At 40.9% G+C, this 14,767-nt stretch carries 17 protein-coding genes; 4 read left to right on the top strand and 13 right to left on the bottom strand.

Going from position 1 to position 14,767, the window contains the following annotated elements; genetic code table 11:
* Positions 1-7: 7 nt before the first annotated feature.
* From HOP45_RS19900 to HOP45_RS19915, 4 genes are all read right to left on the bottom strand, one after another.
* Complete coding sequence (locus tag HOP45_RS19900; protein ID WP_181351222.1) at positions 8-1,006, bottom strand: DctP family TRAP transporter solute-binding subunit; 999 nt, start codon at positions 1,004-1,006, stop codon at positions 8-10.
* Positions 1,007-1,024: 18 nt separating this feature from the next.
* Positions 1,025-1,819 carry a carbon-nitrogen family hydrolase gene (locus tag HOP45_RS19905; protein ID WP_181351224.1) on the bottom strand — a complete coding sequence of 265 codons (795 nt, stop codon included), beginning with the start codon at positions 1,817-1,819 and terminating at the stop codon, positions 1,025-1,027.
* Between the two features lie 11 nt (positions 1,820-1,830).
* Positions 1,831-2,511 (bottom strand): DUF2848 family protein, encoded by a 681-nt coding sequence (locus HOP45_RS19910; protein WP_181351226.1) that lies wholly within the window; start codon positions 2,509-2,511, stop codon positions 1,831-1,833.
* A gap of 69 nt (positions 2,512-2,580) precedes the next feature.
* The gene (locus HOP45_RS19915; protein ID WP_181351228.1) at positions 2,581-3,249 is read right to left on the bottom strand and encodes a GntR family transcriptional regulator; all 669 of its coding nucleotides are present in this window, start codon (positions 3,247-3,249) and stop codon (positions 2,581-2,583) included.
* A 700-nt stretch (positions 3,250-3,949) separates the two neighbouring features.
* Between HOP45_RS19915 and HOP45_RS19920 the strand changes: the two genes are divergently transcribed.
* Entirely contained in the window at positions 3,950-4,285 is a 336-nt protein-coding gene (locus HOP45_RS19920) for a DUF3427 domain-containing protein (protein WP_181351230.1), read from the top strand.
* A 58-nt stretch (positions 4,286-4,343) separates the two neighbouring features.
* Here HOP45_RS19920 and HOP45_RS19925 read toward each other — a convergent pair whose 3' ends face one another.
* The 7 genes from HOP45_RS19925 to HOP45_RS19955 all read right to left on the bottom strand — a co-directional run bounded on the left by HOP45_RS19925 (position 4,344) and on the right by HOP45_RS19955 (position 11,254).
* Entirely contained in the window at positions 4,344-4,958 is a 615-nt protein-coding gene (locus HOP45_RS19925) for a malonate decarboxylase holo-ACP synthase (protein ID WP_181351231.1), read from the bottom strand.
* Complete coding sequence (locus HOP45_RS19930) at positions 4,952-6,652, bottom strand: biotin-independent malonate decarboxylase subunit beta (RefSeq protein ID WP_181351233.1); 1,701 nt, start codon at positions 6,650-6,652, stop codon at positions 4,952-4,954. Before HOP45_RS19930 ends, HOP45_RS19925 begins: the two co-directional genes overlap by 7 nt.
* The gene (locus tag HOP45_RS19935; RefSeq protein ID WP_181351235.1) at positions 6,642-6,941 is read right to left on the bottom strand and encodes a malonate decarboxylase subunit delta; all 300 of its coding nucleotides are present in this window, start codon (positions 6,939-6,941) and stop codon (positions 6,642-6,644) included. The genes HOP45_RS19930 and HOP45_RS19935 overlap by 11 nt, the downstream gene beginning before the upstream one ends.
* 25 nt (positions 6,942-6,966) lie before the next feature.
* Complete coding sequence (locus tag HOP45_RS19940; protein WP_181351237.1) at positions 6,967-7,854, bottom strand: triphosphoribosyl-dephospho-CoA synthase; 888 nt, start codon at positions 7,852-7,854, stop codon at positions 6,967-6,969.
* Positions 7,855-7,857: 3 nt separating this feature from the next.
* On the bottom strand, positions 7,858-9,519 hold the full coding sequence (gene mdcA / locus HOP45_RS19945) for a malonate decarboxylase subunit alpha (RefSeq protein WP_370458074.1): 1,662 nt from the start codon (positions 9,517-9,519) through the stop codon (positions 7,858-7,860).
* 25 nt (positions 9,520-9,544) lie between these two features.
* Positions 9,545-10,483, bottom strand: a complete 939-nt coding sequence (locus HOP45_RS19950) for an ACP S-malonyltransferase (RefSeq protein ID WP_181351240.1) — start codon at positions 10,481-10,483, stop codon at positions 9,545-9,547.
* Between the two features lie 96 nt (positions 10,484-10,579).
* Positions 10,580-11,254: a GntR family transcriptional regulator gene (locus tag HOP45_RS19955; RefSeq protein ID WP_181351242.1), complete on the bottom strand. Its 675-nt coding sequence runs from the start codon at positions 11,252-11,254 to the stop codon at positions 10,580-10,582.
* Positions 11,255-11,595: 341 nt separating this feature from the next.
* Between HOP45_RS19955 and madL the strand changes: the two genes are divergently transcribed.
* Together madL and madM are read left to right on the top strand one after the other, a co-directional pair.
* Positions 11,596-12,012, top strand: a complete 417-nt coding sequence (gene madL / locus HOP45_RS19960; RefSeq protein ID WP_181351243.1) for a malonate transporter subunit MadL — start codon at positions 11,596-11,598, stop codon at positions 12,010-12,012.
* Entirely contained in the window at positions 11,993-12,757 is a 765-nt protein-coding gene (gene madM, locus HOP45_RS19965) for a malonate transporter subunit MadM (protein WP_181351244.1), read from the top strand. The genes madL and madM overlap by 20 nt, the downstream gene beginning before the upstream one ends.
* 610 nt (positions 12,758-13,367) lie before the next feature.
* Here madM and HOP45_RS19970 read toward each other — a convergent pair.
* Both HOP45_RS19970 and HOP45_RS19975 read right to left on the bottom strand, forming a co-directional pair.
* Positions 13,368-13,508: a hypothetical protein gene (locus tag HOP45_RS19970; RefSeq protein WP_181351245.1), complete on the bottom strand. Its 141-nt coding sequence runs from the start codon at positions 13,506-13,508 to the stop codon at positions 13,368-13,370.
* Entirely contained in the window at positions 13,492-13,878 is a 387-nt protein-coding gene (locus HOP45_RS19975) for a nucleotidyltransferase substrate binding protein (protein WP_181351246.1), read from the bottom strand. Before HOP45_RS19975 ends, HOP45_RS19970 begins: the two co-directional genes overlap by 17 nt.
* 170 nt (positions 13,879-14,048) lie before the next feature.
* On the opposite strand from HOP45_RS19975, the gene HOP45_RS19980 reads away from it, so the two are divergent.
* Positions 14,049-14,480 carry a CotD family spore coat protein gene (locus HOP45_RS19980; RefSeq protein WP_181351247.1) on the top strand — a complete coding sequence of 144 codons (432 nt, stop codon included), beginning with the start codon at positions 14,049-14,051 and terminating at the stop codon, positions 14,478-14,480.
* The last annotated feature ends 287 nt before the right edge of the window (positions 14,481-14,767 follow it).

The following is a 14,767-nucleotide window of genomic DNA, read 5'->3' on the forward strand; positions in this document are numbered from 1 at the left end:
TATTAAATTATTGATCTTTGATACGATCTATCAACTCTTGTGGAACTTCCTCGCTAACAGCATCTTTCACATCTTTCGTAGCCTCACGGAATTTGTCTCGATCTGGCTCTGTTATGGTTACGCCGTTTTCCTTCAATTTACTTTTGATTTTTTCAGCTTTTTCAGCTAATGTCTCTCTGATATAAGTCGTGGTTTCTTCAGATGCACTTTGAATAGCCTTTTGCTGATCCCCATTCAACTTATCCCACACACCTTGGTTCATCACGACGATAGCCGGAGAATATGTATGAGCAGTCAGTGCAACATGCTTTTGAACTTCATAGAACTTCATAGAGTCTATTGTCGGAAGCGGGTTTTCCTGACCGTCTACTACACCTTGGTCAAGCGCAGAATACAATTCATTGAAATCAACTGGAGTTGGACTTGCACCTAATGCTTTCATGTGTGTTTCCCATACAGGTGCTGGCTGGACACGGATTTTCAGTCCTTCGACATCTTCAGGTGTATGGATTTCACGCTTGCTATTTGTAAGGTGACGGAACCCTACTTCCCAATAGCCCAAACCTTTCATATTCTTTTCTTCTGCTAGACTCAACAACTCTTGACCAACTTCACCATCAAGTGTGTTATACACATGTTCAGCATCACGGAACAAGTAAGGGATCCCAAAAACATTCATCTCTGGAATAGTATTAGCAAAAGAGCTATCTGCAGAAACCGTTGTCATATCGACAGAACCGTCCATCACCTGTTCTATGACGTCCGCTTCACTGCCTAGAGTTCCATTTCCATGAATTTCGATTTTGACCGATTCATCTGTCTTTTTCTCTACCAACTTTTTAAATTTCTTAGCAGCAATATTATACTGGTGCTTGTCAGAACCAGAATGTGCAAGCTTCAACGTCACACTGTCTCCTGAGCCACTAGCGCCTTCTGAACCACAGGCTGAAGCTATGACTAACAACACCAATAATAGACTGGACAATAAAATTTTTTTAATCTTCATCTTGATATCCACCCTTCTTTACTTTTGTTTATATAATTCAGGTACTCGACTGGAAAAAATAGGTACATCTCTTCTCGCTTTTTTCACTTTTTCTAAATCAAGTTCAAAACTGAAAGTTTCCTCCTCGTCCTGTGTACCTTCAACATACACCTCCCCCCATGGGTCTGTAACCATGGAAGTCCCCGCAAACCTTACGTCATTATAGCTACCAACACGGTTACACGAGAGTACGTACATCTGATTTTCAATAGCTCTCGCCATTTGAAGAGTCCGCCAGTGGCCCACCCGAGCCAGTGGCCATTCAGCAACGATGATTAGCGCCTGCGCGCCTTCAAGCGCCAACCAACGTATCAGCTCTGGAAACCTGAGGTCGTAACAGATGATGAGGCCAACTTTGATACCATCCAATTCAAATATTTCTGCCGGTTTTACACCTCCAGATAAATATTTAGGTTCATCCAGCATCGGAACAAGATGCACCTTATCGTATTGGTAGACAATCCTTCCGTCACGATTAACAATGATGGCAGAATTATAGATTTTCCCTTCCACCTTATTTGCGACAGAACCACCGATAATATTGATATTATGCTTCACCGCCAACTCCTGCAGGAAGCTCTTGGTGGGCTCGCCTTCCTTGTCAGCCAACTCGTTTAACGCACTGAGCGTATATGCTGTGGTCCACATTTCCGGGAGAACTATCGTATCTGGGTTAGCGCGCTCAACTTCCATGTCAATCCAGCCAGCTACCCTCTTTCTGTTCTCAACTGGGTTCCCTGGGTGGATATCCATCTGATACATAGAAAATTTCATAATTAGCCTCCTTACGCTAAGTTATTGATTATGTATGACGTCTCAATGGCCTTATTACGGATAGGATCAATGAAAGAGAGTCTGAATTCTTCTCCATATTTGAATCCCTCTTTTAAAGGGACTGTACCAGCAAAAACAATACTATTTTTCATCGATACACGCTTTTTCTTTAAGTATTCCAGTATTTCTTCAAAAGCAATAATTTTAGAAATTTTTTCCTTTTGGTATGGCTCCCATTTCCCGTCTATGAAAATATCAGAGGCAAGCTCCAGCTCATCCCAATGGTTTATCACAGCAGATAGCTTCCAAGCTTCCTTGGCGAAAGGTTTGTCGCAAACCTGTTTTGATTTGTTGATGTCGACTGTCTCGAGCGATCGGTCGGTATGATCACTTCCGACAGTCAGGAAAATTTCCTTATCATTTTCACCGAAAATCAGAACGACTTCTGCTTCCCCACTTGTCTGATGGCCGACCACTTCTATCTCGCCTTGCTGGTTAAGATTGCTTTTACTTATAGGATAGAGAGCAGGGATTTCCTCTGGCTCCGGAACTCCAATAGCGGCGAGTTCCTTAACGTGTTCCAGAGTCTTTTCTTTATTTCGTCCGGTGTACCCAATGCAATAAGCTCGATCTATAGTTAGTTCTATCTGTTTTCCGTCTACTTCAATCATGTAACTATTCCTTTTATTCATCGTTTTCTCTCCTTTTGTAGCGCTTACATTAAATTTGGAAAAATGGATGAAATATTCAAAGATATTCATTCATTTTTTTTTCACGGCTTTAACTGTATTCCTCGTCGTATCCAAGTGATCTTGCATCAGTGCGAATGCTTGCTCCCCGTCACCCGCTTGTAGAGCCATCAACACACCACGGTGCTCCTGGATAACTTCCTGCATCCGCCCTTCCTTCATAAGAGCTGCATGTCCGATTAAACGGGTCAGATTGTATAATTCCTGAACAATCCCCTTTAACAAGTTCTGTCCTGCGAATTCAAGAATTTTCTGATGGAAAAATTGATCCAGTTCAATGTAGCGGACACGGTTATCCTCTTTCATCACTTCTTTTTGGTCATGGATAATCTCCTTTAGTTCAGAAATCTGCTGCTCGGTCACCACAGGTGCAAGCTTCTGCAGACCTTCCGTTTCAATCGACTTACGAAGGAACATTATCTGCTCTTTTTCACTCTCTGTAATTTCTCGAATCTTGAAGCCCTTTCTAGGTATATGAACAAGCAAACCTTCCTTAGTCAGGTCAGCTACTGTTTCCCTAATTGGAGTTCTTGAAGTTTGGAATGTTTCAGCCAACATCGTTTCTGTCAATGTCTCACCAGGCTCGATATCCCCATTGAGAATTGCCCGCTTCAACTGATCATATATGATTTCTTTTGTCGTCTTTTTCTTTTCGATTGGTTTCACATTTAATTTAGCCATAAACAAACCTCACATTTAGTTTTGTGTATTATGTATACATTACACATAGTACACTAATTTTTTCTGAATTGTCAAACTAAAAGGTTCGACAAGCTTCAGAATTAGTTTATAAAGCTGAAGGGACAGTTTCGAGTGTCAATAATATTCGTTTTTGATAATAAGAACAGACAGCCTTCTATGAGATTCGTATTCCATAGGGGGAAATTTGTATCCGCCTTCCTTCGGATTCCAGGCCACCCGGAAACCCTTGCCTTTGACTAACCGCAACTACGACCTTTGCCGCTCGAAACTTGAACCCTAAAGTTTATCCCCATGCACACAAATAAAAAGTCTCTCACATTTAAGGTGAGAGACAAATTTCAGGATATTATATTAGTTTACGGATGACAGAAAGTATGTCAGGCTGATAAACAGCTATTTCATTTACTTTTACCAAAGATATCTTCGTTTAATTTTGTAAAAATGTTTTTTGTCGTTACATTTTCAGTTACATCTTGAAGTGTAACAAGAACAATTTTTAATATCATTTCCATAGACACAATGTACCGCAACTTATATACTTCTATTAATTGTTAATAACAATTATATAGGAGGTTAACTATGGAAGGTTTAGAGTTATATCATTCATCCACAAGAAAAGAAGTCCATGATATTTTTTGACCCCTTATCCAATTTTATACCTAGTAGAGGGGCGTGGGGCTTGCAAGGTATAGTAAAAATCCCCAACACTGATAACTTTGTTTTTTTTGTTACTTTTGGACACAGTGAAGGGAACCACGAATTCAAAGAAAGCATCGAAGATAATGGCATTTTAAACTGGCAATCCCAGCCTAAACAAAAGTTGGCCCACCCTCGAATTCAAGAACTCATAAATCATGAGCACACTCGAAACAACATTTATCTTTTCCTTCGTACTCGCAAAAATGAGCATTATCCAGTCAAAAAAGAAGTATCTATTGCTCTTCAAGTAATTCATAGAGATTCAAGAAAAATTAGGCTACCACAATCAAAATTATTGGGCTTCATAGCAGCCTAAAAAGGGTTTTATCCCTGTTCCAAGTGAATAGAGGGCTATCTAAGATGACGATTTTTAATTAAAAAGGGGACTTTACTAGTTTCGGTCCCTCAATTGTTCTAAGCATAAGAGAAGAGGTGCCGCGAGAATACTCAATTAAAGAAAATCCCCCCTTGCCTGTTTCAAATTGTGAATCGATCCTAACAGGGGCCTTTTCTAATTCGGTAATAATTTCTTGAGCTCTTGTGACTGTCAAGTTTTCATTTCCACGTATCACAATATCCAAGTCACTTTCTTCATGAATCGTCGGCTGTCCGCTTGCAAGTTCAAAGCCTACACTTCCTACTGGCCCCCATCTGAAATCTCGTAATACATCCGCTGTCAACTCTAGTGCATGAAAAGCCTTAAAGTTCGTAGCTCTTTTGTTTTTTTTCCAGACTTTCTTTTCTACTAATTGTTCGGGAAGGATATGGTTCACAATAGCATCAATGGCAACAAAAGCTGCAAACCGCTGATTTCGCTCAGCACCCCTTACTCCGATAGGGACGCATCCATTTACTAAGGGGGCACGACGCACCACTACAAAAGGTGTTCTATTCAAAGAATTATTAACCCAATCAGGTATTACAGATTCAGTCCTCAGCTGACTTAGTGGCTCCTTTAATAATAATAAATCGTGAGGCTGGATTACCATAATTCTCTCAACATCTCCCTGACTTTGAGTGAGGCCGTTCTGCCATGTTCATCAGACTTATTTGATGTAAGTCGCTTGCTTAAATCACTTCCGCTGGCTTGAATATCTTGGATAGACTCCTGCAACTTATCTAATACAATCTCAACATCTTTACTTGTCGGGTTGTCAAAGTCCAATCCAGATATTAAATCATCCAAAGCCCCCAGCTTTTCAAACGACTTTATGTCATAAGCCATAGCAGGCACCCTCTTTGTAGCTACTTCTAATTCATCGATTGTTCGACGTGTGATTCTAGCAGCAGATGATTTTGACATAACATGAACATTAACCTTTTCATCATCGAAAGCCAATAATCGATTCGACTGCAATCCATGTGATAAAAATGCCCCCGATATAGCGTTACCTACAATCAAACTGACAACGGGATGTCCTGCCATACGAGCAGTTGCATAAGCATCTACAGCTGCAGCGCACGCCTGGTGCAGTCCGAGCAATTCTTCTTTATATCCATAAGCCTGGCTAGGCACATCAATGATAGCAACAATTGCCCTTTTTTCTCTATACTTATCTTCATCGATCGCCTGATGAATATATCTGGCAATTGACCATCCTTGTTCTAATCCAACCTCTCCGTTACGGGCACGATAAAATTTACTATAAGCATCAGGAACAATGGTAATAATACGAGTGTTCGAATCGCCTATTTGATTATCTGAGCACAATACAGAGGGGACGGCACTCTTTTGTGTAACTTCTTCTAAATCAGCAAGTGCTTTAAACCATGTATATCCTCTTCCGTATTGATCATGTTGTTGGCTAGGTTTCCTGTTGTTATTATAACTAAATGTTTCTCCCTTGATAATACGGCCCCACTTTCCTCTTACATTATAAGGTTGGATATCATCAGCAGGATCAAACGAATTTATCAAACTGCTAAAACCCTCAACTTGGGCGCTTCTTGGAGCCTCATGAAGATCAGTTTTAAAAGTGTTATGAACAGCTTCTTTTATAGAAGGTATATCATCTTTTACTAATCGTTCTGCTAACCCCGTTGCAACTCTTTGTTCTCCACCGATAGTATTCCATATCTTCCGCCTATCCTGAGCATCTAGTTCTTCTATCCCAGCTTCCTGCTCTATCACTTCCGGTCCATTTAACCCAATCCTTCCCTCTTTTGTCATAAGCAAGCTGGTACATAACCCGGCTGTAATGGACATCCCTCCAAATACACCGATTTTGCCTGGGACTAATCCGACTACCGGAACATACTGTCTTAACGCAACGATAGCAGAACTTATTTCCGCAATCGAAAGCAATCCATAATTAGCTTCCTGAAGACGGACACCACCCGTATCAAACAAAAGAACAGGATACACTCGTTCACCATTCATGTTGTTTCGTAAAGCGAGCTCTAACGTTCCAGCAATTTTCGCCCCAGATACTTCTCCAATCCCACCCCCTTGAAAGTTTGCTTCTATCGATATGACCACTGCTGCCTCGCAATTAATTCTGCCTTTTGCTATCACTACACCATCATCACTTTCCGGTACAATTCCTTGCTTTTCTAGATGTGGAGACTCCATTTCAGCGAATGGGTCAAGTAATTCCCGGTATGTTCCTTCATCTAATATAGCTTTAGCTCTTCTTCGAGCATCTAATTCGACAAGACTATCCTTCAGCATGTTAACTTTCATTCTGACTCACCTCCAACGCCTGAGCTAATCGCAAAGATACTACCCCGGGGGTAGCTCCGAAATCATTAATTTTAATTGTTGCAGCAATATCGTTAAGTGTAAAAAAGCGCGCCAGCACTTCGCCCCAGGTTTTTTCAAAACCTCTACTTCCTGTCCTGACGATCACTTTGGCATTTGACTCATTAGATGGCGTAAGTAGTATCTCCAAGTCCCCTGAGCCCACTACACCTACATGAGCATGACAGTTTAATATTTTCTTAGCAGGATAATCAAACCTTAAAGTTTCCAATTCAAGCACCTCCAATATTTTAAATTCAAACCTCATGATATTTGTTTAATGGCTGAGTATGGTACTTCACTTCTCTCCTTTTCCAACTATCAAGAAATAACGCTGCTGCTAATAAATCGGCACTACCACCAGGTGAGACATTATAATACAACAATGTTTGTTCAAGCTGACTTAAGGCCTGCCAGCCATTCGCTGTAGAAACGCCCCCCAATTGAATGATCAATTTCGATTTATGCTTGGCCGCATTCAATGCCGCCATACCTCCTCGATGCAAAATACAGGTGTCATCGATATGAGCTATCAATTGAATCAAAGCTTCCAATCTAGCTTCCGTTTCTGATAATCCTTTTTGTCTCGCCCTAATTAATGCAGGCAGAGCTATATCCATTACGTGGGGGAACCCCTTTTCAGCCTCTTCTCTGGCACCTTTTATTCCATAACGACGATACACATTCGTGCCGTTCGTCGAAGCATTTGGTGCTTTCCTATCCTTGAAACTGGCAATTTTTCCTGCCGTGTCAGCAACTTTTTTTGCTCCACTACCTGGAAAGTGGACGGCAGCGCTTGCTATCAGCAATCCTAATGCCCAAATCGCCCCTTTGTGTGTATTGGTGGCTACTGCCTCAAACATCTTCTTTTCTCCGATCCGACCAATATAAGCAATTTTTTCCCGCAATTCATGATTTGGATCCTGTTGAAAAGCTGCAGATCCGATAGCTGCAAAGGTTGTTTTCAAAGAATTGGCAGAGCGGATCATAAGAGAGATATTCAAGTCTTGATGAGCGCCAGAATTTTTTCTATCCACCAAACCAGGCTTGGGTGTCAATTCTACTTCTTCAATCAGCGCGTTGACAGCTAATTCTGCAAGCATTTCCCCACATACTTCCGCATTATTCCACTGCGTTCTACCCATTATTTACCAGCTCCTAAATTTAGCAGGAGGGTTGTATAAACCTTCAGACCATTCAACAAGTTCTTCTACACTTTTTGCTGCTAACAAGGAACGTTTAGCATCTGTCCGACGAATCCCTAGGTCCTCCGGGATAGCAATGATTCCTTTTTCTCTTAAATCAGCTGTGCGGCCAGGATTATGGTTCAAACCTATTGGCGTAACACCAGCTACTGCAGCAACCGCTTCCCTTCGTTTTTCCATACTTGTAGTTTTATATAGATAAGCAATACCTTCCTCTGTTACTACATGAGTTACGTCATCACCATATATCATGACTGGAGTGGTAGCTAAATCAGCATTCCGGCCAACATCAATCGCATCAAGCGATTCTACGATGACAGGGGTATTACCTGATTGAAATGTCTCAACCACTTGCACAACCAATTTTCTCCCGCGCGCAAGAGGTTCATCAGACGTCATCATATTCAACCATGCTGGTGTTGAATGCCTTCTTCCACGGGGATCATGCCCCATATTCGGAGCTCCTCCAAATCCTGCCAGCCTTCCAGATGTAACGGTGGAAGAGTTGCCGAATTGATCCATTTGAAGAGTCGACCCAACAAAAAGATCTACTGCATACTGTCCAGCCAGCTGAGACAACGTACGGTTTGACCGCATGCTTCCATCATTTCCGGTGAAAAATACATCGGGTCTTTCCTTTACATAGCCTTCCATACCAACTTCACCACCAAAACAATGAATACTCTCCACCCAGCCACTTTCAATTGCTGGGATTAATGTAGGGTGGGGATTAGATACCCAATATTTACATATTTTACCTCTCAATCCGAGTTGTTCCCCATAAGTGGGTAATAGTAATTCAATCGCTGCAGTATTATAACCAATTCCATGGTTAAGTGACTGTACTTCATGACGTTCATATATCCCTCTAATGACCATCATACCAAGCAATATTTGAAGGTCGGTTATATGACGAGGGTCTCTCGTAAATAACGGTTCCAGTTCGTACGGCTTATCTGCTACACTGACAAAGTCTATCCAGGATCCCGGGATATCCACACGTGGCAGTTCATCGGTTAACTCATTGACTTGGGCAATAACAATACCATCACTGAAGGCAGTTGCTTCCACAAGCGTAGGGGTTTCTTCGGTATTCGGCCCAGTGTATAAATTTCCTTCTGTGTCTGCTTTATCTGCAGCAACCAATGCAACAGAAGGGGTTAAATCAACGAGTAATCGACTATATAATTCTAAATAAGTATGAATCTCACCCATTTCCACCTCATCATCTTCTAGCATTTGAGCAATCCTCAAACTTTGTGGTCCCGCATAAGCAAAATCTACTTTTCTAGCTATTCCTTTTTCAAAAATATCAAGGTGTTCCGGACGCGATATGCTGGACATAATCATATGTAAGTCATATATTTGTTCAGGACTCACTTGATTTAAAGCGCCCGACAGAAATGAGGCTTGCTTCTGGTTGTTCCCCTCTAATGAAACTCGATCACCAGGCGAAATCAAAACTTCAAATGATTCGACAATCCTTTCTGTCGGAATGACTTTTCCCGAGGCAATACTTCCCAAACTATTCAATTTTTCAGCCTTTGCATCACGTTTTTTGGTCCATGATTTTTTCAAGGAATTTGTTTGTTTTACATCTTCCACATTAATCAATCCTTTCATATTTTATTCATAACTCACTCTGCCTGTTATCTCGGTTTATTAAAACCCTAGCTGTGTTCAAACCATTTTCTGAAATAGAAATAGACCTAGCTGAAGGAAAAGCGCGACAACTAAGATCAGTCAAGACCCTACCCGGAGGAAGTTCTATAAATAACCTAGTCCCTAGTTCATAAAATAATGAAGTAGCTTCATGCCATTTGACAGAATTAGAAATACTGAGGACAAGATCCTCTTTAATCGCTTCAGGGTCGCGAAATGCTCTGGCTGTCCTGTTTCCTCCATAAGGGACAGTGGGATTATGGAAGGGGATATGTTGTAAAGCAGAAGATAGTTTCTCTGAAACATTTTTCAGCAATGGACAGTGGGAAGGAACACTGACATTCAACATTTCTGTTTTCCTGGCTCCTGCCTCTTTGCATAAATCCAACACTCTTCTAATAACTGATACGGCCCCGGAAACCGTCAATTGATCAGGTGCATTAAGGTTCGCTAAATAAGCAGCTTCTTCCTCAGTCTTATAATTTTCTAATATTTCTTCTATTTTTTTTTGTGGAAGTCCTGCAATAACCCCCATACCGTAACCGGTTGGATATATGCTTTCCATCCATTCTCCTCTTTGCTTTACGATGGAAACAGCTTCCTGAAAATCTATTACTCCTGCAGTTACAGCAGCTCCAAAAGCACCAACAGAATGCCCGACTACCATATCGGGTTTTAATCCATCTGCTTCAAGCACCCTCGCCGTTGACACACCAGCTATCAATAAACAAATTTGTACAGCTTTGCTAGATTGGAGTCTGGCTTCAGAATCTAATGAGAAAACGCTTTCATCAATAACTTCGCTCGCTTCATCCAGTGTCCTTGTAACCACGGGATGGTCAGGTAAATGGTGAAGCATATTAATTTGCTGAGAACCTTGCCCCGGAAAAAGGTAAGCAACACTCATCGTTTCTCCTCCTCTTTTGGATATCAGTCGTTTGTCGACTGTTTATAAAAAAAGAAACTAGAAGAGATATAATCTCTTCTACGTAAAACCAGGGGGTTAAAATTTTTGTAACGCTCGATTATCCTTGTATAACCGATTTTGTATATTGGAAATGACGTCCTGGTTATGTTGGTTTAATGCATTTGCAGCTTTCATTACTTCTTTCTCTTTTAGGAGTTGTACAATCATAGCATGATCATTGATAGATTTTGGAATATTCCCTTCTTTCGCAAAGGAAAGACTTTGAATCCTCAACAACGGCAGTTTTAGATGATCATATTTTTTCTTAATAACATCACTTTTACTCATCTTGATAATACACATATGAAAGTCATGGTTCATTTCCGCATATTGACCAGCTTCCTTTTGGTCTTGCATCTTTCTTAAGATAGCTTCCATTTCTTTCAAAAATTCTTCATCGACGCCATTTTCATTAATACGTTTTATGGCTAACGATTCAAGCATAATACGTATTTCCAGCAAATCATAAATCTCCGACTCTGTATATTCTTTTACAATGGCACCTCTTCTGGGAACACGTTCTACCAATCCTTCAACAGTTAAAGTAAATATAGCTTCCCTTACTGGTGCACGGCTTGTCCCGTACTCTTCTGCATAATTATTTTCTACCAACTTTTCCCCGGGCTGAAGTTTCCCCGTAATAATCTGGTTGGTAATATGTTCTGCAATATGATTGGATAACGCGTTATTGCTTAAATCAATTGACCCCATGCTTGATCCCCCTTAAACTATTTGGTCGACTGTCGATTTAATTATAACACTTTAATAGCGCAACACTCAACAAATTTAGAAAATTTCAAAAATTCATTGATTTATGTTTTCTTCACCTTTATAGTGAATTATAGTCGACAGTTGATTGGCGTCTGTTGAAATGAAAACGCTTACTAGTAGGGAGGTGTGAAATTCAAACATACTAAAAAGTAGTTATACACTTCATGAATACATCCAAAGATGAGCTTACATACGATAATATTTCTATTTTAATTAAAGGTGGAACATTCGGTAACTTGCCATGGGGATTTCAAAAGAAATATAGAGAGGTGGGAGTTAGTTTGGTTATTTATGGAGTTACACTATTAGCAATATGTTTGTTAGCAGGAACATTCCTAGGAGAAGTGGTAGGGGTATTAGTCGGAGTTGACGCGAACGTAGGCGGTGTAGGTATTGCCATGCTGATGCTTGTATTATTAGTGGACTACCTTAAAAGGAAAGGCAAACTGAAGGTGAAATCCCAGGAAGGTGTAGCTTTTTGGAGCGCGATGTATATTCCTATAGTAATTGCAATGGCTGCCAAACAAAACGTTGTTGCTGCCGTAGATGGTGGTCCTGTGGCTATTTTAGCTGGTGTCACTGTGGTAGGCGTGAGCTGGGCAATGGTTCCATTACTAAGTAAAATCGGAAAGGACAAGTCGGAGGATTTTGATCAGGAAATGATTGGAGGAGAAACGAATGTTCGAAATGCTAAGTAACGTATTTGTTGAGAACGGACTGATTGTATCTTTTGCAGTTATAGGGGTTACCATGTTCATGTCCTACTTTTTAGCTGATAAGCTTACCAATGGAAAATTACACGGGTCTGCAGTTGCGATTATTATCGGGCTTATCCTTGCCTATATCGGTGGCTTTACCACTGGAGGAGAAAACGGTTTATCAGATATTGGTATTTTTGCCGGTATCGGAATTATGGGTGGTGGAATGCTGCGAGATTTCGCTATCGTTGCCACAGCCTTTGGCGCGGACTTCAAGGAAATGAAAAAGGCAGGCCTGCCAGGCATCATATCCCTGTTTTTCGGTGTGATAGTGTCATTTGTTGTAGGAGTGGTCATCGCTTTCGCATTCGGCTACACGGATGCCGTTAGCCTGACAACCATCGGAGCTGGAGCCACAACTTACATTGTCGGCCCAGTTACTGGCTCCGCTCTTGATGCAAGTTCTGCAGTAATTACACTAAGTGTCGCAGCGGGTCTTGTAAAGTCAATATTGACCATGATCGGAACCCCTTTCATCGCTAAGTACATTGGTTTGAACAATCCCCGCTCAGCTATCGTTTATGGAGGTCTTATGGGAACCACCAGTGGTGTTGCAGGTGGGCTGGCAGCAACAGATCCAAAACTAGTACCTTATGGAGCAATGACAGCTACTTTTTATACCGGTCTTGGATGCTTACTAGCTCCGTCTGTTTTATTTTTGATAACAAGAGCCGTATTTGGTTAAATAAGGCACTACCTCCATCCAGGAAAACTATATCGTGTATGCTCCTAGCGAGTAAAATATTTTCCGCTTTTCTCTACTCAAGAAATATAAAGAAGCAGAGTATGATCCAGACAGATAAAATAAAATTTAAGTAATTAGTGCTTTCTCAGGGATTTTAAGGTACTCTCAACTCCTATCTGCTTCTTGTTTCTCGACAATTCAAGTATAGTAGATCAAAGAGTTTGTGTGTATTTTTTATGCCAATTTTTCTAAGATCTCAACAAATAGTGTAGAGCCTGAAAAAAGCCTCCCAGAAGTTCAGAGAACTTATGAGAGGCTCTTTAGAATGATTGTGTTTATTATCTACTGCAGGTTCATCATGCCGCCCATTCACTCGTCTAATTAATAGATAAATAATAAGACCCACAGAACCTTATTATCTCAAGGTTTCCTTTAGCAAATAAATGTATTAACCAAAATAAGTTTTAATACTTTATCAACAGTATCCAGTCATAATCCAGTCACTAAGCAACTAGATTTCAGACTAAAAAGAAATTGCCCTTTAATCGTGGGGGCTAATGTATTTTTAAAATATTGGGTTGTTAACGTCTTGAGCTTTATCTTTTTATGACTATTCCATCACTTTACCATTCATCCGTTCAACCCATTGATGGAGAAGGTTATTATAACGGTCCAAATTTTTCTGTATTTTAATGGCCACTTCCTCATTATAGGTATGAACGGTCAAATTCCGATCATTCAACAATTCCAAAGCCTTCATCCTCCAACAAGTGGACCTCCTTGCAACTGCGGATGACGCTCTTCGGAGAACCGGCATCCACCCCTTCTATGTCATATAAATATTCCTTAGCCGCTTTCCAACTTGCCTCGAAAGAGAATTTAAATCGTTGAATTGCTGCATCTCGTTCCACTTGATTGCTTTTTACCTCTACCGATTTGACCAATCTTGTTCCATCCAAATTAATAAAAGCCAGCAACCTTTCTTTCCACTGGATAAGCAGTTGTTTGGTGTGCACGATGATTAACGTGTTGATATTTCTCTCTGCAATTAGCGCGGCCGCCACAACAGTTTTACCAAAACCAGTTGCCGCGGATAGGAGACCACCACTACTTGCCTTCATAGCGTAAACCGCTTCATTTTGTTTTGCATAAGGCTCCCACAAATTTGAAAATTGTGACTGCTTCCTTTGTTACTTTTTCTTTTAAAATAGTCATGTGTCTTAGTACATGTCCCCTGCTCGAGCCATAGGTTAGTTAATGAAGAGATTAATCATTGAAAGGGGAAACTGAAATGCACTACAGAAACTGCAATTGCAATGGGCCAGGGCAATTTGGTCCAGCCAAACAGGTAGTCTGTCCGACGAATGAGTGTGTCCACCATAATTTTTACCAGAGTGAAGTGGATTATATCCACCCAACACACACAACAGTCTATAATCACCATTTAACCAAAAATAACCACCACTTTCCGCAAACACAATCTGTCGTAGACACATTCAGTGAAGAAAATAACTTCATGGGACCTCAAAATCAAGTGGCAGGTGCCCAATATAATGGGGGCATGGGACCGCAAGGAGAAATGGGACCGATGGGGCCACAATGGGGTAACATGGCAACACAAGGATTAAACCTAGGATGGGCTAACCCGCATGTGGGCGGGGCCCACTTTAATAACATGGGAATGATGGGAAAAGGCTGTCATCGACCGAGCTGGCTTGATTAAAAAAAACAAAACGGGCATTTTGTTTTAAATGCTCGTTTTTTATATTTGTTTTGAAATAGCGATTGGCTCAGTTGGCCGCCCCGATTGAGGAGAATCCTTTTGGAAATAATTACTCGTGCTTGCCAGATCATTAAAACTGAACAACGGACACCTAGGAGGTCGAGCTAGATGAAGCAGATTATTTTTAACACTTGAGTTTTACAGCAAATATAACCCGGTGTCTATATACAGATCCATTTAGATCATATGCGGCTCCACCTGTCACTTCGCCGTTCACATCCAGAGTT

The sequence above is a fragment of the Thalassobacillus sp. CUG 92003 genome (assembly GCF_013618635.1).
Taxonomy (GTDB): Bacteria; Bacillota; Bacilli; order Bacillales; family Halobacillaceae; genus CUG-92003.